The sequence below is a fragment of the Shinella granuli genome, from assembly GCF_004341885.1.
In the GTDB taxonomy this organism is placed as follows: domain Bacteria; phylum Pseudomonadota; class Alphaproteobacteria; order Rhizobiales; family Rhizobiaceae; genus Shinella; species Shinella granuli.
In genome coordinates this window covers 20,085-41,856 of sequence record NZ_SLVX01000031.1, presented here as the reverse complement: position 1 = coordinate 41,856, position 21,772 = coordinate 20,085, and the positions used below count along the sequence as shown (strand labels likewise).

The 21,772-nt window shown below is 61.4% G+C and carries 35 protein-coding genes, 2 tRNA genes and 1 pseudogene; 29 read left to right on the top strand and 9 right to left on the bottom strand.

The annotated features are described in order from the left end of the window. Positions 1 to 68: 68 nt before the first annotated feature. The 7 genes and pseudogenes from EV665_RS28490 to EV665_RS28465 form a co-directional block, all read right to left on the bottom strand. Positions 69 to 401: a hypothetical protein gene (locus EV665_RS28490; protein ID WP_133036721.1), complete on the bottom strand. Its 333-nt coding sequence runs from the start codon at positions 399 to 401 to the stop codon at positions 69 to 71. 18 nt (positions 402 to 419) lie between these two features. Beyond that, positions 420 to 806, bottom strand: a complete 387-nt coding sequence (locus EV665_RS28485; RefSeq protein ID WP_133036720.1) for a hypothetical protein — start codon at positions 804 to 806, stop codon at positions 420 to 422. 379 nt (positions 807 to 1,185) lie between these two features. After that, entirely contained in the window at positions 1,186 to 1,338 is a 153-nt protein-coding gene (locus EV665_RS32490) for a hypothetical protein (RefSeq protein ID WP_162853196.1), read from the bottom strand. After that, the gene (locus EV665_RS28480; RefSeq protein WP_133036719.1) at positions 1,335 to 1,700 is read right to left on the bottom strand and encodes a hypothetical protein; all 366 of its coding nucleotides are present in this window, start codon (positions 1,698 to 1,700) and stop codon (positions 1,335 to 1,337) included. The genes EV665_RS32490 and EV665_RS28480 overlap by 4 nt, the downstream gene beginning before the upstream one ends. Positions 1,701 to 2,278: 578 nt before the next feature. After that, positions 2,279 to 2,530, bottom strand: a pseudogene (locus tag EV665_RS32955) (DUF2312 domain-containing protein); the annotation flags it as partial. Beyond that, positions 2,527 to 2,799 carry a hypothetical protein gene (locus tag EV665_RS28470; protein ID WP_133036717.1) on the bottom strand — a complete coding sequence of 91 codons (273 nt, stop codon included), beginning with the start codon at positions 2,797 to 2,799 and terminating at the stop codon, positions 2,527 to 2,529. The pseudogene EV665_RS32955 and the gene EV665_RS28470, both read right to left, overlap by 4 nt. Beyond that, a complete protein-coding gene (locus EV665_RS28465; protein ID WP_133036716.1) occupies positions 2,796 to 2,984 on the bottom strand; it encodes a hypothetical protein in 189 nt (62 codons plus the stop codon). Before EV665_RS28465 ends, EV665_RS28470 begins: the two co-directional genes overlap by 4 nt. Before the next feature lie 155 nt (positions 2,985 to 3,139). On the opposite strand from EV665_RS28465, the gene EV665_RS28455 reads away from it, so the two are divergent. The 19 genes from EV665_RS28455 (at position 3,140) to EV665_RS32480 (ending at position 14,698) form a co-directional block, all read left to right on the top strand. Further along, complete coding sequence (locus tag EV665_RS28455) at positions 3,140 to 4,006, top strand: S24 family peptidase (RefSeq protein ID WP_162853195.1); 867 nt, start codon at positions 3,140 to 3,142, stop codon at positions 4,004 to 4,006. Positions 4,007 to 4,075: 69 nt separating this feature from the next. Next, entirely contained in the window at positions 4,076 to 5,734 is a 1,659-nt protein-coding gene (locus EV665_RS28450; RefSeq protein WP_133036713.1) for a DNA methyltransferase, read from the top strand. Positions 5,735 to 6,006: 272 nt separating this feature from the next. Next, positions 6,007 to 6,255 carry a hypothetical protein gene (locus EV665_RS28445; RefSeq protein WP_133036712.1) on the top strand — a complete coding sequence of 83 codons (249 nt, stop codon included), beginning with the start codon at positions 6,007 to 6,009 and terminating at the stop codon, positions 6,253 to 6,255. Next, positions 6,252 to 6,488: a hypothetical protein gene (locus EV665_RS28440; protein ID WP_133036711.1), complete on the top strand. Its 237-nt coding sequence runs from the start codon at positions 6,252 to 6,254 to the stop codon at positions 6,486 to 6,488. Before EV665_RS28445 ends, EV665_RS28440 begins: the two co-directional genes overlap by 4 nt. Then, positions 6,485 to 6,730 (top strand): hypothetical protein, encoded by a 246-nt coding sequence (locus tag EV665_RS28435; protein ID WP_133036710.1) that lies wholly within the window; start codon positions 6,485 to 6,487, stop codon positions 6,728 to 6,730. The genes EV665_RS28440 and EV665_RS28435 overlap by 4 nt, the downstream gene beginning before the upstream one ends. After that, positions 6,727 to 6,963, top strand: a complete 237-nt coding sequence (locus EV665_RS28430) for a hypothetical protein (protein WP_133036709.1) — start codon at positions 6,727 to 6,729, stop codon at positions 6,961 to 6,963. Before EV665_RS28435 ends, EV665_RS28430 begins: the two co-directional genes overlap by 4 nt. A gap of 9 nt (positions 6,964 to 6,972) precedes the next feature. Further along, positions 6,973 to 7,971 carry a hypothetical protein gene (locus EV665_RS28425; RefSeq protein WP_133036708.1) on the top strand — a complete coding sequence of 333 codons (999 nt, stop codon included), beginning with the start codon at positions 6,973 to 6,975 and terminating at the stop codon, positions 7,969 to 7,971. Beyond that, positions 7,968 to 8,828, top strand: coding sequence for a RecT family recombinase (locus EV665_RS28420; RefSeq protein ID WP_133036707.1), 861 nt, complete (start codon positions 7,968 to 7,970; stop codon positions 8,826 to 8,828). Before EV665_RS28425 ends, EV665_RS28420 begins: the two co-directional genes overlap by 4 nt. Before the next feature lie 2 nt (positions 8,829 to 8,830). Then, a complete protein-coding gene (locus EV665_RS28415) occupies positions 8,831 to 9,247 on the top strand; it encodes a hypothetical protein (protein ID WP_133036706.1) in 417 nt (138 codons plus the stop codon). After that, positions 9,244 to 9,438, top strand: coding sequence for a hypothetical protein (locus EV665_RS28410; RefSeq protein ID WP_133036705.1), 195 nt, complete (start codon positions 9,244 to 9,246; stop codon positions 9,436 to 9,438). Before EV665_RS28415 ends, EV665_RS28410 begins: the two co-directional genes overlap by 4 nt. Then, entirely contained in the window at positions 9,438 to 9,845 is a 408-nt protein-coding gene (locus tag EV665_RS28405) for an HNH endonuclease (protein ID WP_133036704.1), read from the top strand. The genes EV665_RS28410 and EV665_RS28405 overlap by 1 nt, the downstream gene beginning before the upstream one ends. A 2-nt stretch (positions 9,846 to 9,847) precedes the next feature. Beyond that, positions 9,848 to 10,594 carry a hypothetical protein gene (locus EV665_RS28400; RefSeq protein WP_133036703.1) on the top strand — a complete coding sequence of 249 codons (747 nt, stop codon included), beginning with the start codon at positions 9,848 to 9,850 and terminating at the stop codon, positions 10,592 to 10,594. Then, positions 10,581 to 11,333 carry a hypothetical protein gene (locus EV665_RS28395; protein ID WP_133036702.1) on the top strand — a complete coding sequence of 251 codons (753 nt, stop codon included), beginning with the start codon at positions 10,581 to 10,583 and terminating at the stop codon, positions 11,331 to 11,333. The genes EV665_RS28400 and EV665_RS28395 overlap by 14 nt, the downstream gene beginning before the upstream one ends. Positions 11,334 to 11,487: 154 nt before the next feature. Next, positions 11,488 to 12,309 carry a phosphoadenosine phosphosulfate reductase family protein gene (locus EV665_RS28390; protein WP_133036701.1) on the top strand — a complete coding sequence of 274 codons (822 nt, stop codon included), beginning with the start codon at positions 11,488 to 11,490 and terminating at the stop codon, positions 12,307 to 12,309. Beyond that, the gene (locus EV665_RS28385; protein ID WP_133036700.1) at positions 12,306 to 12,665 is read left to right on the top strand and encodes a hypothetical protein; all 360 of its coding nucleotides are present in this window, start codon (positions 12,306 to 12,308) and stop codon (positions 12,663 to 12,665) included. Before EV665_RS28390 ends, EV665_RS28385 begins: the two co-directional genes overlap by 4 nt. A 221-nt stretch (positions 12,666 to 12,886) precedes the next feature. Continuing rightward, positions 12,887 to 13,189 (top strand): hypothetical protein, encoded by a 303-nt coding sequence (locus EV665_RS28380; RefSeq protein ID WP_133036699.1) that lies wholly within the window; start codon positions 12,887 to 12,889, stop codon positions 13,187 to 13,189. Beyond that, complete coding sequence (locus EV665_RS28375; RefSeq protein WP_133036698.1) at positions 13,186 to 13,404, top strand: hypothetical protein; 219 nt, start codon at positions 13,186 to 13,188, stop codon at positions 13,402 to 13,404. Before EV665_RS28380 ends, EV665_RS28375 begins: the two co-directional genes overlap by 4 nt. Next, the gene (locus EV665_RS32485; RefSeq protein ID WP_162853194.1) at positions 13,401 to 13,784 is read left to right on the top strand and encodes a hypothetical protein; all 384 of its coding nucleotides are present in this window, start codon (positions 13,401 to 13,403) and stop codon (positions 13,782 to 13,784) included. The genes EV665_RS28375 and EV665_RS32485 overlap by 4 nt, the downstream gene beginning before the upstream one ends. A gap of 155 nt (positions 13,785 to 13,939) precedes the next feature. Beyond that, positions 13,940 to 14,698 carry a tyrosine-type recombinase/integrase gene (locus EV665_RS32480; RefSeq protein WP_162853193.1) on the top strand — a complete coding sequence of 253 codons (759 nt, stop codon included), beginning with the start codon at positions 13,940 to 13,942 and terminating at the stop codon, positions 14,696 to 14,698. Between the two features lie 57 nt (positions 14,699 to 14,755). Here EV665_RS32480 and EV665_RS28365 read toward each other — a convergent pair. Further along, positions 14,756 to 14,830, bottom strand: a tRNA-Thr gene (locus tag EV665_RS28365). Positions 14,831 to 14,979: 149 nt separating this feature from the next. On the opposite strand from EV665_RS28365, the gene EV665_RS28360 reads away from it, so the two are divergent. From EV665_RS28360 to EV665_RS28315, 10 genes are all read left to right on the top strand, one after another. Continuing rightward, positions 14,980 to 15,180, top strand: coding sequence for a hypothetical protein (locus tag EV665_RS28360; protein WP_064328786.1), 201 nt, complete (start codon positions 14,980 to 14,982; stop codon positions 15,178 to 15,180). Positions 15,181 to 15,346: 166 nt separating this feature from the next. Continuing rightward, the gene (gene murA, locus EV665_RS28355; RefSeq protein ID WP_133036696.1) at positions 15,347 to 16,639 is read left to right on the top strand and encodes a UDP-N-acetylglucosamine 1-carboxyvinyltransferase; all 1,293 of its coding nucleotides are present in this window, start codon (positions 15,347 to 15,349) and stop codon (positions 16,637 to 16,639) included. Between the two features lie 160 nt (positions 16,640 to 16,799). Continuing rightward, positions 16,800 to 17,237, top strand: coding sequence for a DUF2948 family protein (locus EV665_RS28350; protein WP_133036695.1), 438 nt, complete (start codon positions 16,800 to 16,802; stop codon positions 17,235 to 17,237). Positions 17,238 to 17,282: 45 nt separating this feature from the next. Beyond that, positions 17,283 to 18,581 (top strand): histidinol dehydrogenase, encoded by a 1,299-nt coding sequence (gene hisD, locus EV665_RS28345; RefSeq protein WP_133036694.1) that lies wholly within the window; start codon positions 17,283 to 17,285, stop codon positions 18,579 to 18,581. Between the two features lie 3 nt (positions 18,582 to 18,584). Continuing rightward, entirely contained in the window at positions 18,585 to 19,061 is a 477-nt protein-coding gene (locus tag EV665_RS28340) for a UPF0262 family protein (protein ID WP_133036693.1), read from the top strand. A 4-nt stretch (positions 19,062 to 19,065) separates the two neighbouring features. Further along, positions 19,066 to 19,527 carry an arsenate-mycothiol transferase ArsC gene (locus tag EV665_RS28335; RefSeq protein WP_133036692.1) on the top strand — a complete coding sequence of 154 codons (462 nt, stop codon included), beginning with the start codon at positions 19,066 to 19,068 and terminating at the stop codon, positions 19,525 to 19,527. Positions 19,528 to 19,672: 145 nt separating this feature from the next. Then, the gene (infA, locus tag EV665_RS28330; RefSeq protein ID WP_004435948.1) at positions 19,673 to 19,891 is read left to right on the top strand and encodes a translation initiation factor IF-1; all 219 of its coding nucleotides are present in this window, start codon (positions 19,673 to 19,675) and stop codon (positions 19,889 to 19,891) included. An 81-nt stretch (positions 19,892 to 19,972) separates the two neighbouring features. Beyond that, positions 19,973 to 20,593, top strand: a complete 621-nt coding sequence (locus tag EV665_RS28325; protein WP_064328780.1) for a Maf-like protein — start codon at positions 19,973 to 19,975, stop codon at positions 20,591 to 20,593. A gap of 1 nt (position 20,594) precedes the next feature. Continuing rightward, entirely contained in the window at positions 20,595 to 20,804 is a 210-nt protein-coding gene (gene yacG / locus EV665_RS28320) for a DNA gyrase inhibitor YacG (protein ID WP_133036691.1), read from the top strand. Between the two features lie 175 nt (positions 20,805 to 20,979). Next, positions 20,980 to 21,055, top strand: a tRNA-Phe gene (locus EV665_RS28315). Positions 21,056 to 21,153: 98 nt separating this feature from the next. Here EV665_RS28315 and EV665_RS33210 read toward each other — a convergent pair. Further along, positions 21,154 to 21,546, bottom strand: a complete 393-nt coding sequence (locus EV665_RS33210) for a thermonuclease family protein (RefSeq protein WP_342636239.1) — start codon at positions 21,544 to 21,546, stop codon at positions 21,154 to 21,156. Positions 21,547 to 21,772: the final 226 nt, after the last annotated feature.

Below are 21,772 nucleotides of genomic sequence, written 5' to 3'. Positions count from 1 at the left end.
GGCGGACGTGCGCCCTCCGCTGAAACTGATTTGGACATTCCCTTCCGGGAGTTTGAAATGGTGCCGCATCACTCGCCCTCCCCGATCTCTTCACGCCGCTCTTTGATTGCCAGCGCGCGCTTTCGCGTGATGCCGAGCGCTGCCGCCGCCATTTCAATGATCGCGTCGTTCCAAGTGCTGATTGCGCTGGTTTCGGTCTGGAATGGCCGGACGGCAAACCACTCGCCAAGGCATGCGTTCGGAAGGCGACCGCCGCCGATGAAACCACTGTCATCATGACGGCGACACGAAATGGAGTACACGAGGCCGTTATTGCCGAAGCTATGCAGCGTCGTGCGCTGGACATAGACGTTCGCTTCACGGTCGCAGCCCGGGCAACGATAAGGTCGAGTATTGATCATTCTGCTTCCCCGATCTCTTCACGGAGTTCCGGTTCGCGCGGCTTCCGCCTTTTCAGCAGCCGCAGAACCCATGCCTTGAACTGCGCCAGCCCTCTCGCCAGCAACAAAATCGGCAAGGCGAACAAGCGCCGAATTGCTCTCGCCATGACGGGAACGCTCCTCTTCGTACAGCGCGTCGATGCTCCCGCCCGCGCGCCGGAATGCTTCAAGTATCGAAGCCCACGTGCTGAGCTTCATGTCTGGGATTTCGCGGTGACGGAGACGAAGAAGGGTAGTCGCTGGAGCGCCCCACTTGGTCTGGGCGCGTCCGGCAGCAGCTTCTTGCGTGTCTCCAAGGCCGCGATACTCGCGGCGAAGGAGCCATTCGCTCATCGCTTTTGCATCTTTGACGTACGCGACACTCATTTTGTCTTCCACGACATTAGATTTGTTCCGCAAGGCGTTCGCTCCATGTCAATTTCGACTTGCTAGAGCCGAAGGGAGACACAGTGAAACGACCTTCAAAATCCGACGGGAAAGGCCAATCGCTTGCCGGCGATGTGCTGCCCTTCCCGTCCTTGGCCCGGTCCGCTGGGCCAACAACAATTCAATTCTCCAGCCCCGCCGCAAAACTGGCTGGGGATACTGAGGGCGCCGGGGTATCCTCGGCTTCGGCGTCCTCGACTTTCGTTTCCCTCGGTTCCGTCACCCATGCCGTCGTGCTGAGGCTGAGGGGAGGATCCCCGAAGGTGAATGTGTTGGCCGGCGCGCAGAGGGAGGAGTGGCCAACGCGCCGGCCGTTCAATCAGCCGGAGGAGGAGGAGCCGCGCTGACTGAAATGGATCTGGTCATTGTTGGAGTTCTGCCGCTCGTCATCGGTCCCGGCCCAGACGAGCGCGATGGCCGTGAGAAGGCAGACGCCGCAGAAGGCGAGAAGGCCGTAAAGGAACCACGTCATGCTGCCCTCCTCTTCAAAGGCTCAAGGCCTTCCGAGGCGCGAAGCTCGTCGACGAATTCGACAACCTTCGTCCAGTTCGTGGCCTTCGGTCGGCCACGCTGGCCAGGAGCCTTGATGATGTAGCTGGAGGCCCGACCGTGGGTGGTGAGGGTGTAGCCGCGATCGGCAAGGAAGGTTTTCACCGCCTGATAGTCGCCGGATGTGCCAGCGTCGAAACGACGGACGCCGTTGCGCTGGATGTAGGCCTTCACGATGCTGGACACCTCGGCGCGGGCGATCTGCTTTCGGCCGATGTCCTCGACGCCCTCAACGAGGCGCTGCGCGATGGCGTCATATCCCTTTGAAATTCGGAGCGGTTTCATGCGGCCACCTCTTCGCGAGCCTTGAGGCAGGAATGACAATGAGTGGTGCCCGATCCGCCGCAGGTTTCACCGGGATTCCGGCAATAGGGGCGCAGGACGAATTTCGGTTTGGCCGGGAGAGCGCGGGCGGCGCCCTCCCCGTTCTCATCATGGTTTGCGCGCTCCGCGCTGCCATCTACATCGTCGCCTCCTGCGTTGGCGGCGGCGCTCGTCTCGTCGGCGTAGTTGCCGGTCGGCTTGCTACCGTCGCTGGGAAGAACCGTCGCTACAGTCGGGACGGCGTCACTCTCGGAAATGGAATTGGTGGCTTGCCCCGATTTGGCGTTGCAGAATGCCGACGTGTCGTCGGACCGGCCTGGAACAGCGTTAGCAGCGCCGTCCATTTTTTCGCCGCCGGCATCGGGACTTGGTATGCTCGGTTCGCCACCGGGAACCGCGAAGGGCGCGGGCCGGCTAAGCTCTTCCGCCGTTTCCGGCGCTGTTCTGATGTCTTCGTGCTTGGTCTGGATGTTGAGGCCGTTGTCGGAACGGCGTTCGTCGAGGACTTCACCGGTTTCCCGGTCGTAATCCTCTCCGGCCGGCTCCTGCAACATGCCGAGCGCGATCATATAGGTGTCGAGCAGCGCGTCCCGTTCCGCCCGCTCGTTCGCGTCGACCTTGCGGAGCTTGATGATCGCGTTGATGGTGCCGACGTCGAAACCGCAGCCCTTGGCCTCGGCCTTCACATCCTTGATGTCGTCAGCGATAGTCTTCTTCTCCTCCTCCAAGCGCTCGATACGCTCGATGAAGGAGCGAAGCTGGTCGCGGGCTACTGCGCTTGCGTCGGTCATGCTGATACCGCCTTGATCTCAGCGCGGACCTGTTCAATGGCGCGCGCGACGTCGTTCTGGAAAAGCTTGCGGAGGAAAGAGATATGATCGGAGCAAATGGTCTCGCATCGCTCCCTCTCCGCCATAACGGCGTCGTGGATGGCCTTGGCGATGGCCAGATACAGCAGCCAGTCAGGCTCTTGGTCGCCCTTGCTGTAGTCGGCTCTAACGATATCGGTGGCGATGCGGTCGATATCGTCGGGGATGGGGATGGTGGTGTCGGTGCTCATGCGGGCACCCTCCCGTTGGAAGCAACGGCGAGCCGGATTTCACGGGCGAGATATCCTGCACAGAAAAAGATCGCGCCGACGACGAACGCCGTGCATTGCCTCGGGATGTCTACCGCCCAAGGCGCAATCCAGATGCATGCGCCGCCGAAAACCATCAAAGCCATTGGGGGCAGGATGTTGCTCATGCGACGTTCTCCGATATCCCGAAGAACTCGGCCGGCGACAACTCAATGTCGTTTGCTTTTGCGTATGAAAGCAAAGCCGGAGCTTCCGATTGGGGTATCAAACCTCCCGTCCCTCCGCGCTCCTTCGGGTACATCCAGCGATATACGCGGGAGACGTGCTTGCCTGTGATCTCAGACACCTTCTCGATGCCGATCTTGGCGATAATGGACTTGGCTGGGTCGAGGTGCTTTTCGCTCATGTCGCAATATTTGCGATTTTCGCGAGTTTCTGTCAAGTCAAATTTGCGAATTGCGCGATATCAAAATTTGCGAAACTCGCGATTATTCATCGCATGAGTGACCCGCAACACGAAATTCGCGTCTGGATGAAGGAATGCCTTGAGATTATGGGGCACGGCTCGAAAAGCCGACTAGCCGCAGCTCTCAACGTTAAGCCTGATGCCGTCACGCGCATGATGAATACCGAAGCGGACGGCAAAGAAGTTCGCACAATCAAGGCCCACGAGCTGGGGATCATGGCGCGGTTTTTCGGGAAGGACCCGCCGGGCGGAGACCCGACCAAAGTTCCCTTTGTCAAGATACGTGGCAAGGCTGGCGCAGGACCGGACGGCTCCGTCTTGTTCGCAACGGGAGACGGGTACTTTGGTGAAGCCCCTGCCCCGGAGGGCGCGACAGAGAATACCTCAGCGTTGGAAGTAGAGGGGGATTCGATGCGAGGACTGGCGAATGACGGCTGGCTGATTTTCTATGACGAAAAGGAAGCCCCTAGAGCGGAGCATATGGGGGAGCCATGCGTATGCTTTTTGGAGGACGATCGAGTGTTGGTAAAGACGCCCTATCCAGGATCAGAGCCGGGGCTTTATCACCTGGAAAGCGTGAACGCGCCAATGATGCTGGACGTGCCGGTTCGGCATTTTGCTTTCGTGACCGACATCAAGCCGCGTCGGTCGGCGCAGAAGCATATTCGCCGGAATCCAAATGCTGAAATTCAAGACATCCGGCTCGATGGCCATCGGTCATAGGTGATGATCGTCGGGGGTTAGGTAACGTCAATACCTTGCCGTGGTGGTGGCAATCTGCGGGGGCAGAAAATGAACAAGTTGTGGTATGGTGATAATCTCACGATCATGCAGAGCATGAAAAAGCATTCCGTCGATTTAATTTATCTTGACCCGCCATTTAAGTCTGACGCGAATTACAATCTTCTCTATAAAAACCTCACAGGGAAGCCCGTGCCAGAACAGGCTGAGGCATTCTTCGACACTTGGGAGCTTGACGCCGCGAAGTTGGAGGCGGCAAGAACAATGCCAGTCCTTATGCGCGAGCACGGCGTCGATGATAACTACGTTGCTTTCTGGAATATCTGGATATCTGCACTACGTAATTCACAGCCTCAACTCCTAGCCTATCTAATATATATGGTCCAACGGCTTCTTCACATGAAAAGCATCTTACGACCAACTGGTTCTATTTATTTGCATTGCGACCCGGCGGCGAGCCACTACATCAAGGTAATGATGGATGGGATTTTCGGCCATGAAAATTTCCGAAATGAGATCATATGGAAAAGAACAGGCGCGCACGGTGGCGCCACCAGATGGGGCGATATACACGACGTTATTCTATTCTACACAGCGTCGTCCAAATACAAATGGAACAGAGTTCTGCAGGCACACGACCCCGATTACATTGACACGAAATACCGTTTCGTCGATAAAAGAGGGCAGTACAGGCTGGTTGTGCTGACCGGCCCCGGAATAACGCGCGGAGCGTCTGGTCAACCCTGGCGTGGTTATAACCCAACGGATGCAAATCGGCACTGGGCTGTACCGAAGCGTGCCATCCAAGCCTTGAGGGATGAAGGCGTCGAGATACCGGAAGATCTCCACGAGCAACTAGAGCTTTTATACCAACACGATCTTATCCGCTTCCCTGAGCGCGGTCGCGGCGGTGGTCCTGGCGTCCCCGAATTCAAGTTGCACCTCGAAAAAGGGCAGCCAATTCAGGACATGATACTTGATATCCCGCCGATTAACTCGCAGGCAAAGGAGCGCCTTGGATACCCTACTCAAAAACCGATAGCGTTGCTGGACAGGATAATACAAGCTTCGAGCGATAAAGGCGACGTCGTTTTCGACCCATTCTGTGGCTGCGGAACTACTGTTTATAGCGCCGTGAAAAATGAACGCCAATGGATCGGGTGCGACATTGCGATCCTCTCCATAAAGCTTGTCCGTGAAGTGCTTACCGAGCGCCATCGGTTGGTCGAAGGGCACCATTTCGAGGTGGATGGCATCCCGGTGAGTGTCGAGCAGGCGCAGGAACTATTCAGCCGAGACGCGTTTCAGTTTCAGCATTGGGTCGTTGAGAAAGTTGGCGGGTTCCCGATGCAGAAGAAGGTGGCTGACCGAGGTATCGATGGCCGCATGTACTTCGAGACGAAAGATGCCCTAGGTGAAATGATTATCTCGGTCAAAGGCGGCAAGTTAAAGCCCTCGGACGTGCGCGACTTGCGAGGCGTGATAGAACGCGAACGATCGAGCCTAGGGGGCTTCTTATCTTTGCAGGAGCCATCGAAAGCAATGCGCACCGAGGCGGCAGAAGCAGGGTTCTTCGAATACAACGGCAATCGTTATCCGCGCATTCAGCTGTTGACGGTTCGCGAAATCCTTGAAGAGAAGCGTGAGTTCCATATGCCGACTCGCGTCAATACAAAGATTACGACCGGGCAACAGAGCCTCCCTCTTTAAAGGCATTTCAGTGTTGCACGTCCGTCGCGAAGCCCGCCTCATTGGCGGGCTTTTTCGTGCGCGCGTTTTCCACCCCCAGTTCCCTTTTAATCAACCATGTAAACTATATTCGCGATTTTCGCGATTTTAGGCTTGACTGCTTTTGCGATTTTCGCGAATATCTCCTCAACAGCGACCTACCCATCTGGATCGCTTCACCCAAAGTTGCGGTTGGCCTGCGATTTCTGAACGGCGCGCCTAACCCGACCACGCGAGAGATGAGGAGCCCACCCATGCAGACCGAAGCAGACCGCATTGCCATGGCAATCCAGCGCATTCGCGACGGCGCCATGCTCCGCCCGGCCGGCCAGCGCGCCGGCTATGTCGCTGCCAACATCCTCCGCCAGCAGGAGCAGGCCCGGCGCTTCGTCGAGATGCGCAACCCGCCGGCATCGTGGTCTCTCCCGCAGTCCGAGGCCCTTATCCACGGCCTCGTCGCTCTTGAAGCCGAGTTCCGCAATGCCGGGAGGGTCGCAGCATGACCTTCGACGCCAACACCCTCAAGCGGCTGGCCTACTTCCTTGTAAACACCGACATGTCGGAACTCGTCGAGGCTGGCGTCATCAGCGAAGGCAACAACGACCAGTGGAAGCGCTTCAACCACGACTTCGATGTGTTCGTGATCAAGCTGCCAGACGACCGCAGGCAGAAGCTCTGCGACCTGATCAATGACCGTCTCGGCCTTCGCGCGTCTGTTCTGGAGGCTGCAGAATGATCCTCACCTGCACCAGATGCGAAGGAGAAGGCTCGATCTATGCCAGCCGCTACGGCGGGAACGATCCTGATGTATGGCGCGTCGGCCCCTGCGAGGACTGCGGCGGCTCCGGCAATATGGTGTGCGAAGCCAGAGGCTGCAACGAGAACGCCGTCGCGTTCAACGATGACGGCGAGGCTCTTTGCGAAGACTGCATCTTCGAGTGGACGCTTTCCGGCGCCGATCTGGAGGACGTGGCATGACCCGCTGCGACCTCTCCACCCACCACGAATGCAGCTGCATCGCCTCCAACGTCCCCTGCAAGGTTCAGGCCCCGCTTGATCTCGGAACCTATCGCGGGACGAACCACCCCGGCCCGCTGGATGGGTATCCGAAGCTGGCGCGAGACATGAACGTCGCGCTGATCCTCCTCTCCATCATCGTTTTCGCAATCATCATCGGAGCCGGCGCGACTGTCGGGCCGATCAACGTCTAGGAGCAAGGCATGTCTCAGGAAAACCCATGGGCTTGGTGGCAAGCCGCTCTGGAAGGCAATATCGGCCCGATGCATGAAGGGGACCCCAGACAGGGCTATTACCGCACGCGCTTCGAGGGCGGCCAGTGGGAGCCCGTCGCGATCTGGTTCGAAAACGACCAGTGGAACGCGATGCGCGGCGAGCGCATGGTCGATGCCGCCGACGCCTGGAATTTTTGCCGGACGCACCCTGTCACCTACGAGGCCTATCAGAAGGCAATCGAGGGCGCGGGCTGGGATGACGAGCCGCCGGCACCCGCTATTGGGCACAATCTTCCCTCCGATCCGTTCGAAGCCCTCACGCTCGAATATCAGGCGGAGAAGGAGCAGGCCGAGGCGTTCATGAAGACGCCGATCACGACGCAGGATCAGGCGGACAAGGCCGCGATCTGGTCGAAGCGGCTTGCCACCATCGCCAAGAAGGCCACCGACCTGCACAAAGTCGAAAAGCAACCGTCGCTCGATGAGGGCCGTCGCATCGACGACAAGTGGCGCGGGCTCAAGGAAGAGCCGGCCGAGGTGAGCAAGAAGCTCAAGCGGCACATGGACGCCTATCTCCAAGAACAGGCGCGCATTGAGCGCGAGCGTCAGGAGGCGGCTCGCCGTGAGGAGGAGCGTCTGCGCCGGGAAGCCGCAGAGGCCGCCCGCAAGGCCGCTGAGGCTGACCAGCAGTCCGAGGCCGAGCGCCAGGCCGCTATCGAACGCGCTCGCCAGCTTGAGCAGGAAGCCGCCGCCAAGGCCAAGGAAGCCGAGGCGAAGAACGCTAGCGCCGGCCGCACTGGTGCGCGTGTCGCGCTTCGCACGTTCGTCTCAGCCAGGGTCAACGACTATCAGGCTGCGGCGACCGCGCTCGTGCTGATGAAGCACCCCGATATCCTCGCCATCATCGACCAGCTTGCCAACCGCGCCATTAAGGCCGGCCAATCGCTTCCGGGCGTCGAGCGCATCGAAGAGCAGAGGGCCGCATGATGAACGTCATTGCAAAAATCCACGAGCCTAAACCCCTCATGGTCGAGATGGCCGATAAATACGGCCTTCAGCCAGCAGAGTTCACGGCGACCGTCCGGAGCACATGCGGGATGGGGAAAGCGTCGGCTGAAGAATTCGCGGCTTTCATAATGGTAGCGAAGGAGTACGATCTTAACCCGCTCCTGAAGGAAATCTACGCCTTCCCGGCCAAGGGCGGCGGCATCGTTCCCATCGTGTCGATTGACGGATGGGTCAATCTCGTCAACTCGCACCCTGCGGCTGACGGTTTCGAATTCGAATTCGAGCACGCCGAAAGCGGAGACCTGATTTCCTGCACGTGCCGGATGTACCGCAAGGATCGCGGTAGGCCAGTGACCGTTACCGAGTATCTTGCGGAGTGCGTGCGGTCCACCGATCCGTGGAAGATGAAGCACCGGATGCTTCGTCACAAGGCGATGATCCAGGCCGCGCGGTACGCCTTCGGGTTCTCCGGCATTTACGACGAGGACGAGGGCTCCAAGATTGCGGAAATGCGGGACGTCACTCCTGCCGCATCCAGCCAGACGCCGAGGCCTCCGGCACCGCCCGCCCCCCCGAGCGCGAAGGTTATCGAATCCGACCCCGCACCCGAGTCCGAAGAGCAGACGACGGAATCCGATTTCGACCTCGGCGCTTTCCTCGAAGAACTGGAGACCTCGCTGGCAACGGCGAAGGATTCCGCGTCGGCCGCTGAAATCTGGAACGACTATGACGCGCCGGCCATCCTCGAAAGCAACGGCCACGCCGACATGATCGATGCGGCCTACGCTATTCGCGACCGCGCCTACGCGAAGTTTGAACCTTACAACGGGGGCTGACCATGGCGAAGAACGAGCATCCCCCCATCTATGTCCTTCGCCGTGGCGACAGCCTGATCGGCGAAATGGAAGCAGACCGCGAATGGATCAGGCAACAGCCGCACGACCAGCGCATCAAGGTTCTGATGCATGGCGGGCGCTCGCCTTCCAAACTGCGCTTCTACTGGTCATTCCTTGGCAAGGTGGTGAAGGCCACGGACTGCGCGCCATCGACCGAAACCCTGCATGACATCGTCAAGCTGCACACTGGATTCGTGGTGCCGATCATGGTGAAGGGTTTTCCCGTCGCCGTTCCTAAGTCGATCAGCTTCACCAGCATGAGCGAGGAAGAGTTTAACGCCTTCCTTGAGAAGGCAATCGAGTGGATTGCGGCCACCTATGATGTAACGCCCGAAATGGCGTTCGGGGAGGCAGCATGAACCTCTCCCGCATCGTATCCGACATCATCTGGTGGTGGCGCAAGGGCCACCCTACCCTTCGAAAACTTCCGAACTGGCGCCGCGCAGCAGATGCCGAGCTTATCGCCAGACACCGCGGCTGCACCCAAGCCATTCACCGCGCCCGCAAGGAAAAGCGCAAGGCCGTCCTTGATGACCTGAGGAGGGTGTGATGGCCCGCACCGAATTCTCCCGCGCCACGAAACGCGCCGCCCTGGAGCGCTCCGGCCATCGCTGCGAGGCCGAGGGCACCCGCTACGGATTCGAGCCCGGGCAACGGTGCAACTGCCACCTCTCGCTCGGCGTCCAGTTCGACCACAACGTTCCCGATCAGCTCGGAGGCGACAACAGCCTCTCGAACTGCATGGCGATCTGCATCCAGTGCCATAAGTACAAGACGCGGAACGACGTGCGCCAGATCCGCAAGTCAGACCGTCAGCGAGATCGGAACAGCGGTGTCATCCGCCCGGCCGGAAAGCTGAAAGGCGCACCCTTCCCGAAATCAGCGAAGCCCGAGCGCGACCCGAACAAGGGTCTGCCGCCTCTCCCGCCGCGCAAGCTTTACGAGGAACGCCCGTGAGCATGACCCTATCCGAACGCATAGAGCTTATCGAGATGGCGATGGACGGCGTGACGCCGGGGCTTTGGTACCTCTGCGAGTTTAAGCGGCCAAACGCATATCACGTTCGGTCAGAGCGTCGCCATTGGAGCATTGTCTCGGCGATGGAGACAGAAGGATGCTCAACACCCAGCATGGATGTCCCCGATGCAGAAGCCCGAGCCAACGCCGCCTACATCGCGGCCTGCTCTCCCGACCGGATGCGTGAAATCCTGTTAGCCTACCGCACTCTGGAGGATGAGGTCGAAAGACTGAAGCTGACCCGCAAGCACAGCCGAATTGCGGCGGCCGGTCTTTATGACGCCTTCGAGGGAGAAAAGAAGCGCGCACAGGCCGCGGAGGCGAAACTGGAGGCGATGGAGCAGGATGTTGCGGAGAAGGATGCAGAGATTGCGAGGCTCCGCAAGATCATTGCCGAATGCCAATGGTACTGGCCCGGCAACGACACCAGCGGCGACTATTGCGAAGGCAGCGCTTGGGAAGTCGTTGAAGCCAACGCAGCCCGCCCCGGCGACGTGACTGAGGTTAAGCGCGGCGGCGTGGTGGAGGTAATGTTCTGCGCCTCGTTGCCAGCCGCCGAGGATTCCGACAGCGATGACGATTTCTGGGTCCAAGAGAAAACCGAGGATGAAGCCCGCGCCAAGATCGAAGCCGAGAACCTCCGCCGCGCCCGCACTCTCCTCAATGGAGGCTCCGATGCGCAGGGATGAGCGAGTGACAGGCGCGTGGCATTACGAGATCCAATACGGCCCCGAGGGCGAAGCCAATTACGCTTGGCTCTACCGTGGGGCCGAAATGGTCGCGACCATGAAGACGCATCATGCCGCCGCCCTCACCGCTGCCCTCGAAGTAGAGCAGCCGGTGGCGGTGGAGCCGGTCGGTGAAGCCGAAGAATTGCCTGGCTCCAACGACGGCTTCACCATAGCCGTGTTCAAGGCGTCCGATGTCCCGCTCGGCACGAAACTCTACACCTCCCCGCCCCTCTCCCGAGAAGGAGAGGACGCGAAGGAAGCGCAATACTGGTCCACGGTAGAGCAACTTGCAAACTGCGAGGACGAGATTTCCCGCCTCCGTGGTTTGCTCGATGCCGCCCAGCAGGATTACGAGACCCGGATAAGGTCGGCGATTGTCGAGGTGGCGGTGGAGGAATGGCAGCCGATCGAGACGGCGCCGAAGGGTGTGAGAGGCGTGGCATGGATGCTGCTGGCCTACGGCCCAGAGGGCGACCAGACCGTAGGCGTCGGGATGCGCTTCCATGATCAGTTTTTCGCGGCGAGCACGTTTTATACCGGTGGCCCGCACGATGGTCGTCAATTCGAATTTCGAGAGCACGAAGTTCGACCCACCCACTGGCGCCCTCTCCCCACCCCTCCCTCATCCCCCCGTACCTCAGCCTCCAGTGCAGAGGCGGGCGGTTCCGCCATATCTACGTCTGGAGCCGGCGAATGAAACGGGCGACACGCAGCTGGCTCCCCCTATTCCAGCACCCCTACTACGCTCGGTTTGGACCCGAACTGCGCACTGCTTACCTGGGCAATGCCCATACGTGCCAGCATGAGAGCACATCACCAAACAGTGAATTTTTGGCAAAAGGACGCGCCGAATGAAGATCGACAGCAGCGTGCAGATCCTTCGCGACGCGATCGATCAGTTCAACCCGACGCATATCGTCTCCATGGTCTCCGGCGGCAAGGATAGCGCCGCATCGGATCAGGTGGCCGAGGAGCTTGGCGTCAAGATCGACTTCCGTATCCACGGCAACACCCGCTGCGGCATCGCCGAGACCAGCCAGTTCGTTCGCGAGACCTACGGCCAGAAAGGTGAATACGTCGAAGCCGATGCCGGCACGGCCTACGAGGACTATGTCCTGCGCAAAGGCTTCTTCGGCAAGGGCCGTGATGCCCACGGCTACGCCTACCGCGTGCTGAAGGCCACACCTTTCCGCAAAGCAGTCTCGCGCGAGATCCGGCAGGGGAAACGCGGCGTTCGCGTCCTGCTGCTCAACGGCGCCCGCAAGGACGAGAGCGAGAACCGCAAGAAGAACCTGAAGCTTTTCCGCGCCGATCCGGCATCGCCTGGAAACATCTGGGTCAACATTATCCACGATTGGACGCAGGAAGATCGGGACGAATACCTCGAACGCTGCCAGACGCCGATCAACCCGGTGGCCAAGGCCCTTTGCCGCTCCGGCGAATGCATGTGCGGCACGATGCAGACGGCCGAGGAGCGCGTCGAGGCGGCGGCGCTCTACCCGAAATGGGGCGAGTGGCTGACCGAACTGGAGAAAGAGGCCATGCGGCTGCACGGCTTCGGCTGGGGGCAGACCGCGCCGAAGACCATCTCCGGGCAAAAGGTGCACGGCGATCGTGGAGAGCTCTTCCAGCCCATGTGCAAGGATTGCATGGCGCGAGGTGGCGCGGAATGACCGAGAAAACCACCCCGTCGTTCAATGTTGACATTCACATGGCCGGCGACATCAACGCCGCTGCCCTCATCATTCAGCGCTACGCCGCCGAGACCGGACTTTGCGTGACGCTCATGCCGCAGTCGTTCATTTACACCGGCGGGCGCGAGGAAGGTTTTCGCGTCGGCTTCATCAACTATCCGCGCTTTCCGAAGGAACCGGGCGACATTGTTGCTCGCGCGACAGACCTCGCCCGCAACCTCATCGTCGGCTTGGGCCAGCACTCCTACAGCATCGTCACGCCGCTGGAGACCACCTGGTACTCGCGCCGGCCGGATGACGCCATAAGCACAAGTGGGGGCGACCGTGAAGTTTAAAAGCGCCTATCCTATGCTGATGCTCACTGCAAAGAAGCTTGAGGTTGCGGGTGATTTTCACGGCGCGGCCGATGATTACTACGAGGCCCATCAATGCGCCCTCTACGATCTCATGCTTAGCGTCTCCAGCGACTTAGCACGCGCCGCGCAGGAGGGGCGTCAGCGATGCTTTCGGCAGATGACCACCAGAAGCACGGGCGGAGCCCACCCAGGAGGCAACCATGACACATGATCTGGTAGAGCGGCTGCGGGAAATGGGTTCCGTCAAAACCTCCGCGCTGTATTTCCAGCGGAAGACGCTCAACGGAGCCGCCGACCTCATCGAAAAACTCGAACGCGAGAACGCAGCTCTCCGCGCAGAGAAGGACGAGATACGGAAGGCTGCCATTGAGGAAGCGGCCAACTTGGCTGAAAACGCCACGATTTTCGTTCAGCACGACTGGGCGGCGGGTCCAGTATCGATGCCGATCGATCATCGCAAAAACATCGCGGCCGCCATCCGCAATATGGGAGATCGGGAATGAAGCTGACCGAACTCGAAGCGGAGTTCATCGCGGAGATGCGCGCGGAGCCGGGATCAGACAACGAGTGGGCGCATTTCGATCCACCCTTCATCCGTAAGGCCTACGACCGCTTTGTCCGTAGAGGATGGATCGAATACAAAGGTGATGGACCGGACCGTGAGTTTCGCTGGACAGCCGCCGGCCGCGCAGCGCTGGAGAAGGAGACGCGAGGATGACGGCTCCGGCTATCGACATTTTCGACGACGAGCCAATGACCCTTGCCGAGGCTTGCGAGATTGTGTTCAAGGGCGCAATCAAGCCGGCCACCTTGCGGGCGGAAGCAGCGAGGGGCAATCTCGTTATCGAACGTATCGGGCGCAGGGATTTTGTCACGCGCTCGGCCATCAGGGAAATGAGGGAGAAATGCCGCGTCCAGCAAAAGGGGCCCGTCTCTGGTACGATAAAACCTCCGGCCTCTGGTATATCCGAGACGGATCGACAAAGCGCGGCACTGGCTGCGGCCTTGAGGAGCGCGCGCGAGCTGAGGAAGCCCTCAGGGAATACATCGCGCAAAAATACGAGCCGCCGACCGACAATCGTCCGTCTCGGCTCCTAGTCGCTGACGTTCTCACATTCTACAACCGCGAGATCGCTCCGGGGCAGAGGTCTCAGACAACGAGCTATGCCGTTGACAGGCTAATTGACTGGTGGGGGGCAAGACCGCTCTCCGATGTGAAGAGGTCAACCTGTCAGGAATATGTCGCCAATCGCATGTCGCAGCCCATCAGGCAGGCTAAGAAGGCGGAAGAGCCAAAGAAGGTCAGCGCGGAAACTGCCCGTCGTGAACTTACTGTGCTGCGGGCCGCGATCAACGCCTATCACGCCGAAACACCCTTGGAGGCGCTGCCCGTCGTCACTTTGCCGAAGGCATCCGAAGCAAGGCCGGACTGGCTTCGGCGTGATCAGGTTGCCAAGCTCATTCGCGCCACGCGCAAATTTGACGACAAGGAAGCCGCTAGGGCATTACAACGCTTTATCCTGCTCGGTGTCTATACCGGCACCAGATCAGGCGCGCTGAGGCGTCTGGGGTGGCTGCCAAACACCCTCGGCGGTCATATCGACGTTGACGCAGGGGTCATCCATCGTCGCGGGGACGACGAAGAGGAGACGAAGAAGCGCCGGCCGACCGTGAGGATACCGCAGAGACTTGCCGGGTTCCTAGAGCGTTGGCGCAAGCAGGACATGGAGAAGGAAAAGCCTATCGCCTATGTCATCCACTACAGGGGTAGCCCGGTGGACAAGCAGCGGAAGGCGTGGGCGTCAGCTAGGGACGCGGCGGGGCTGGGGAAGGAAATCACGCCTCACATCCTTCGCCACACTGCTGCTTCATGGCTGATGCTGGCAGGGGCCGACATATGGGATGTGGCAAACTATCTCGGCATGAGCCCAAAAATGCTGGAGGATGTGTATGGCCATCACCATCCCGACTTCCAGAAGGACGTGGCTTCCAAGGTCGGCAAACGGCGATAACTGTCAGCGTATCTGTCAGGACAGAAATAGGGCTGTAATCTAAGTTATTGAAAAGAATGGTGCTGCTAGAGAGATTTGAACTCTCGGCCTCTCCCTTACCAAGGGAGTGCTCTACCCCTGAGCTATAGCAGCATCCGGCGAAACGAAGGTGTGTTCCGCGTGAGCGAGGGCCTATTGCCATAGGTCACCCGGCAGTGCAAGCGGCGATTTTACGATTGTTGCAACAAATCTGGTGATGACGGCGCTTTTTTGCCGGAATGGATTTCGTTAAAAGAACGGGCATGAGCGGCAAGGACGAGATGAAAAGCGGAAAGATCAGGACCGAGGCGGAGATTCGCGCGGAGCGGCTGGCCAAGACGCTGCGCGACAATCTCCAGCGCCGGAAGCAGCAGGCGCGCGCCCGGCGGGCCGGTGCGGCAGACGAAACGTCGGGGCTTCCCGGCGGGCTTCCTGCCGCAAAAAAAGACGAATCGGGCGATTAGACCGGCATGTCTTCAGCACGAAGGCGACGGGGGTGATTTTCCGACGGGGCGCGCGCAAGGGCGGCCGGCCGGCATGGTCTTCATTTTTCGATCGCGATGCTCTAAAGAGGCCGCCATCTCCGAAAGCCGACATTCTAGGAAAGGCGGGCCCGGCCCGTAATCGTACATGGATCGCATCCGAATTGTAGGCGGCAACGAATTGACGGGCACCATCCCGATTTCCGGCGCCAAGAATGCCGCGCTGCCCCTGATGATTGCCTCGCTCCTCACGGACGACACGCTGACGCTGGAAAACGTGCCGCATCTTGCCGACGTCGAGCAGCTCATCCGCATCCTCGGCAACCACGGCGCCGACATTTCCGTCAACGGCCGCCGCGAGCGCCAGGGCGAGGGTTATTCCCGCACGATCCATTTCACCTCGCGCAACATCGTCGACACGACGGCGCCCTACGAACTCGTCTCGAAGATGCGCGCCTCCTTCTGGGTTATCGGCCCGCTGCTCGCCCGCGAAGGCAAGGCCCGTGTCTCGCTGCCGGGCGGCTGCGCCATCGGCACGCGCCCGGTGGACCTCTTCATCGAGTCGCTCGCCGCGCTCGGCGCGAAGATCGAGATCGACGGCGGCTATATCGAGGCGACGGCGCCCGAAGGCGGCCTCATCGGTGCGCGCTATACCTTTCCGAAGGTCTCCGTCGGCGCGACGCACGTCCTGATGATGGCGGCGACGCTCGCCAGGGGCACGACGGTCATCGGCAATGCCGCCCGCGAGCCGGAGGTGCAGGACCTCGCCAAGTGCCTCAACGCCATGGGCGCAAAGATATCGGGCGCCGGCACCGCGACGATCACCATCGAGGGCGCCACCCAGCTTTCCGGCGCGCGCCACCGCGTGCTGCCCGACCGCATCGAGACCGGCACCTATGCCATGGCCGTCGCCATGACCGGCGGCGACGTGACGCTCGAAGGCACCGATGCCGCATTGCTCGAAACCGCGCTCGAAGCGATCCGCCGCTCCGGCGCCGAAATCACCTCGACGGAAAGCGGCATCCGCATCGTGCGCAATGGCGGCGGCATCAAGCCGGTCGACATCGTCACAGACCCCTTCCCCGGGTTCCCGACCGACCTGCAGGCGCAGTTCATGGGCCTCATGACCAAGTCGAGCGGCATTTCGCACATCACCGAGACGATCTTCGAGAACCGCTTCATGCATGTGCAGGAGCTGGCCCGCCTCGGCGCGAAGATCTCGCTCTCCGGCCAGACGGCCAAGATCGAGGGCGTCGAGCGGCTGCGCGGCGCCCCGGTCATGGCGACGGACCTGCGCGCCTCGGTCTCGCTGGTCATCGCCGGCCTTGCTGCCGAAGGCGAGACCATGGTCTCGCGCGTCTACCACCTCGACCGCGGCTTCGAGCGGCTCGAGGAGAAGCTCACCCGCTGCGGCGCCGTCGTCGAACGCGTCAGCGACTGATCTTCCTTGCGCGGCGGGCGTTGCAGTCTGCCGCGCGCCGTCCTATCTCGTGGAAAAGACCGGGATGCCGCAAACCGCGGCGTCCCCAAGCATTTTCCCGCAATGCCGCTTGCGAAGGCGCCTTCCGCTCCCTTGCCGGCTTGCCCCCGAAGGACGCACCATGGACAGCCTGAAACTGCTCGCCCTCGATACGGAAGACCTCTCCGTCGTTTCCGCCCACCTGCAGGACGCGGTCTTCAAGACCGACGGCCTTTCCTATGACGCCCGCCACGGTGTCTTTTCCGTCGTCGTCAACCGCTTCGTCTGGGAAAAGGCGGTCGGCCGCGGCAAGGCCTTCGAGCGCCGCCGCGCCGTCGTCGCCTTCAAGCGCGTCAATGCCGTGCGCTCGCTCGGCATTGACCGAAAGAACCAGGACGCCGTCTTCTCCCTGCTCGCCGTGAATTTCACCCGGAAGGGCGAGGGCCCGGACGGCACGCTGGAACTCGTGCTCTCCGGCAGCGCCTCCATCGCGCTCGATGTGGAATGCGTCGAAGTTCAGCTTGCAGATACCGGCGGGGCATGGGAAACCAGCTTGAAGCCCCGCCATCCGGCGGTTTGAAGGATTTTGCCGGCACTTTGGCCGGAAGACGACAGGACGGACGACTTGGCGATCAGACTTGACTACCAGAGCAGTGATTTCGAAAGCCGGTTCGCTGCCTTCCTGACCACCAAGCGCGAGGTCTCCGAAGACGTCAATGCCGTCGTGCGTGCGATCATCGACGATGTGCGCGCCCGCGGCGACGCGGCGCTGGCCGACTATTCGAAGAAGTTCGACGGCCTCGACTTTGCCGTCACCTCCATGCGTGTCTCGCTGGAGGAGATCGAGACGGCCTATGACGCGGTCGATCCGAAGATCATCGCCGCGCTCGAACTGGCCGCCCAGCGCATCGAAAAGCACCATGCCCGCCAGCGGCCGAAGGACGACATCTACGAGGACGACATCGGCGTCGGCCTCGGCTCGCGCTGGACGGCGATCGACGCCGTCGGCCTCTACGTGCCGGGCGGCACCGCGAGCTATCCAAGCTCCGTGCTGATGAACGCCGTGCCGGCCAAGGTCGCCGGCGTGCCGCGCCTCGTCATGGTCGTGCCGGCGAAGGACGGCGAGATCAATCCGGCGGTGCTTGCCGCCGCACGCATCGCCGGCGTCGACGAGATCTATCGCATCGGCGGCGCGCAGGCCGTCGCGGCGCTTGCCTACGGCACGCAGACGATCGCGCCCGTGGCCAAGATCACCGGCCCCGGCAATGCCTTCGTCGCCGCCGCCAAGCGCCAGGTCTTCGGCACCGTCGGCATCGACATGATCGCCGGTCCCTCCGAAGTGCTCGTCATCGCCGACGCCGACAACGACCCGGACTGGCTCGCCGCCGACCTTCTCGCCCAGGCCGAGCACGATGTCGGCGCCCAGTCGATCCTCGTCACCGACAGCCCGGTGCTCGCCGATGCCGTCGAGGCCGCCGTCGAGCGGCAGCTGAAGACGCTGGAGCGCGCCGAGACCGCCGCCGCCAGCTGGCGCGATTTCGGCGCCATCATCCTCGTGCCCGACCTTGCCAAGGCCGTGCCGCTTGCCAACCGCATCGCCGCCGAGCATCTGGAGATCGCCACCGCCGATCCCGACGCGCTGATGCCGAAGATCCGCAATGCCGGCGCCATCTTCGTCGGCCGCCATACGCCCGAGGTCATCGGCGACTATGTCGGCGGCTCCAACCATGTGCTGCCGACCGCACGATCCGCCCGCTTCTCCTCCGGCCTTTCGGTGCTCGACTACATGAAGCGCACCTCGATCCTCCGGCTCAGCGCCGACCAGCTCTGCGCCCTCGGCCCTGCCGCCATCACGCTTGCCGAGGCCGAGGGGCTCGGCGCGCATGCCCGCTCCGTCGCCATCCGGCTCAACCTGGAGACATAGGGCATGGGCAAGAAGGGCAGCTTCCGCCTCTGCGACGTGGTGCTGGACGACACGATCGGCCGCGCCACGCCGGATGTGGAGCACGAGCGTGCCGTTGCCATCTTCGACCTCATCGAGGAGAACTCGTTCGAGCCGATCGGCCATGCCGGCGGCCCCTACCGCCTCAACCTCTCGCTGCTCGATTCCAAGCTCGTCTTCGCCATCCGCACCGAGGCGGGCGAGGAGGTGGCCACCCATATCCTCTCGCTGACGCCCTTCCGGCGCATCGTGAAGGACTATTTCATGATCTGCGAGAGCTATTACCAGGCGATCCGCTCGGCGACGCCCAGCCAGATCGAGGCGATCGACATGGGCCGGCGCGGCATCCACAACGAGGGCTCGCAGACGCTGATGGACCGGCTCTCGGGGAAGATCCGCTTCGATTTCGACACGGCCCGCCGGCTTTTCACGCTCGTCTGCGTTCTCTACTGGCGCGGGTGAGTGGATGGAGGGCGTCTTCCCGGCACCACAGGAAGCCCGGTCGCGAACGCCCCGTTCGATTCTCTTCATGTGCCGCATGAATGCGGTGCGCTCGCCGATGGCCGAGACGATCGCCCGCAGCGTTCTGCCCGGCACCTATGTCGCCTCCGCCGGCGTGCGCCCCGGCGAGCGCGACCCCTTCGTCGATGCCGTGCTCGGCGAGGTGGGCCTCTCGCTCGGCCGCCATGCGCCCCATTCGCTCGACGAGCTGGAGGACGATTATTTCGACCTCATCGTGACGCTCGCCCCGGAAGCGCACCATGCCGCGCTCGAGCTCACCCGGTCCATGGCCGTCGACGTCATGTACTGGCCGACGCCCGACCCGACGGTGGCGACCGGCACGCGCGAGCAGATTCTCAGCGCCTACCGCGAGGTTCGCGAATTCCTGAAATTGCTGATAGAGAAGCGTTTGAAGGCCCCCGGCTAGGCGCAGGACAGCCCTGTTTCCGGCAAATGCAGAAAGCCGGCGCTTCGGTGTTCACAAAGCACTGGGGATTGTGTAGTTTCCGGCAACTTTTTCGAGGCGGGCATCCGGCCTCCCCGAATCCACCCTACAGGAATATCGCTCAAAGATGGCAAAAGAAGAAGTCCTCGAATTTCCCGGCGTCGTGACGGAACTGCTCCCGAACGCCACCTTCCGCGTCAAGCTCGAAAACGAGCACGAGATCATCGCGCACACCGCAGGCCGCATGCGCAAGAACCGCATTCGCGTTCTCGCCGGCGACAAGGTGCTGGTCGAGATGACGCCCTACGACCTCACCAAGGGTCGCATCACCTACCGTTTCAAGTAAGCTCCTCCCAGCGGGACCTGCGGCCGCGCCCTTGCCCGGCCCGCGGCCCGAGAGCTGAAACCGGCGCACCCCGGAGACCCCATGGCGCAGACCGACACGCTCATCCTGGCATCCGGCTCGCCGCGCCGCGTCGAACTGCTCGCGCAGGCGGGCATTGAGCCCGCGCGCCTGATGCCCATGGATATCGACGAGACGCCGAAGCGTTCCGAGCATCCCCGCTCGCTGGCGCGCCGGCTCTCCACGGGCAAGGCACAGGCGGCGCTCGCCGCCATCAAGGGGGACCCCGCCTTTGCCGGCAGCTATATCCTGGCCGCCGACACGGTCGTCTCGGTCGGCCGGCGCATCCTGCCCAAGACGGAGATGATCGACGAGGCCTCCAGCGCCCTGCACCTGCTCTCCGGCCGCAGCCATCGCGTCTTCACCGGCGTCTGCCTCATCACGCCGGACCGCACGGTGCGCCAGAAGGTCATCGACACGAAGGTGCGCTTCAAGCGCCTCTCGACCACCGACATCGAGGCCTATCTTTCCTCCGGCCAATGGCGCGGCAAGGCGGGCGGTTATGCCATCCAGGGCATTGCCGGCAGCTTCGTCGTCAAGCTGGTCGGCTCCTACACCAATGTGGTCGGCCTGCCGCTCTACGAAACCCTCGCCCTGCTCTCCGGCGAAGGCTTCGACGTGCATGCCGGCTGGACGGACGCCTGACATGACGAACGAAAGCGAAAAACCGGCGGCTATCGTCGCCCCGCTGCGCAAGGCCGTGCCCTGCCCGATCTGCAAGCGCCCCTCGGCGCGCGAGCACTATCCCTTCTGCTCGAACCGCTGCCGCGACGTCGACCTCAACCGCTGGCTCTCCGGCTCCTACGCCATCCCCGTCGCCGACGACGAGACAAAGGCCGACGAAGACGATTTGTGACGTCCCTGTCACACGTCGAAAACACAATCTTTTCCGCCACTTGCAAAGCCAGCCATTTTTCCCGCAAAAAACGCCCGGGAGGGCTGGACACATTTTCGCAAGATGCTATAACCCCGCTCGCTTCCGGGGCGAAACCAAGCGCCCCACGGATTTCCAACCTGAAATCCAACCGGATGCCCGGATAGCTCAGTTGGTAGAGCAGCGGATTGAAAATCCGCGTGTCGGTGGTTCAAATCCGCCTCCGGGCACCATTTCTCTCTCAAGAATGCTGGTTTTTCAGGTGTTTGCGGGCGTCCGCTCTGTTTCAATCCACCCCTAAATCCACCTTTCAGCGCTCGCTTAGCCTCGATCACGGTTTCGTTATCGGCCGGTGAGCCTGACGCGATTGCCGCCCGCATGTTCGATACGTCTCTCGTATTCGAGGCTGCGAGCGCATTGACGATTTGGTGCTCGGTGAAGACCAGGGTCGGGCCGATAAGGTAGAGGTCGGATTATCCGCGGCGCACCCTGTGGCGATCAATTCCCGCATCGCAGCTTCCTTGCCGCATCGGTAGTCCGCACCGTCCTCATCCTGGCATATCTGCCAGCTCTCCGGCGCGTCGATGCCGTTGAAACGGATGCGCTCGCCGCTGATCTCGATCGTGCCGCCGTCGATCACGCTAGCGCGGCCCACAATGTCCTCCGCCAGGACAGAACTCGTTACCAGCAGGCCGCCAGCCATAATCAAATAGCGAAAGAGCATCAATCGCGGGAGCATTTCCGCTTCGAGGCGCTAATTGTCCCATTCTGACAGAGGAATTTCCCATCTCTGGTGCAAGATTTAACGCCGCCTTTTTTACCGGAACAAGGTTGGTTCCTAGCTTCGACGGCTGGCGTCCCAGCAAGCGCCAATGCAATCGCAGCGAAGATGACATGGCGAATTTTCATACCCCCTCGTTATGGTTGAATCAAATACTAACAGGCCGCTG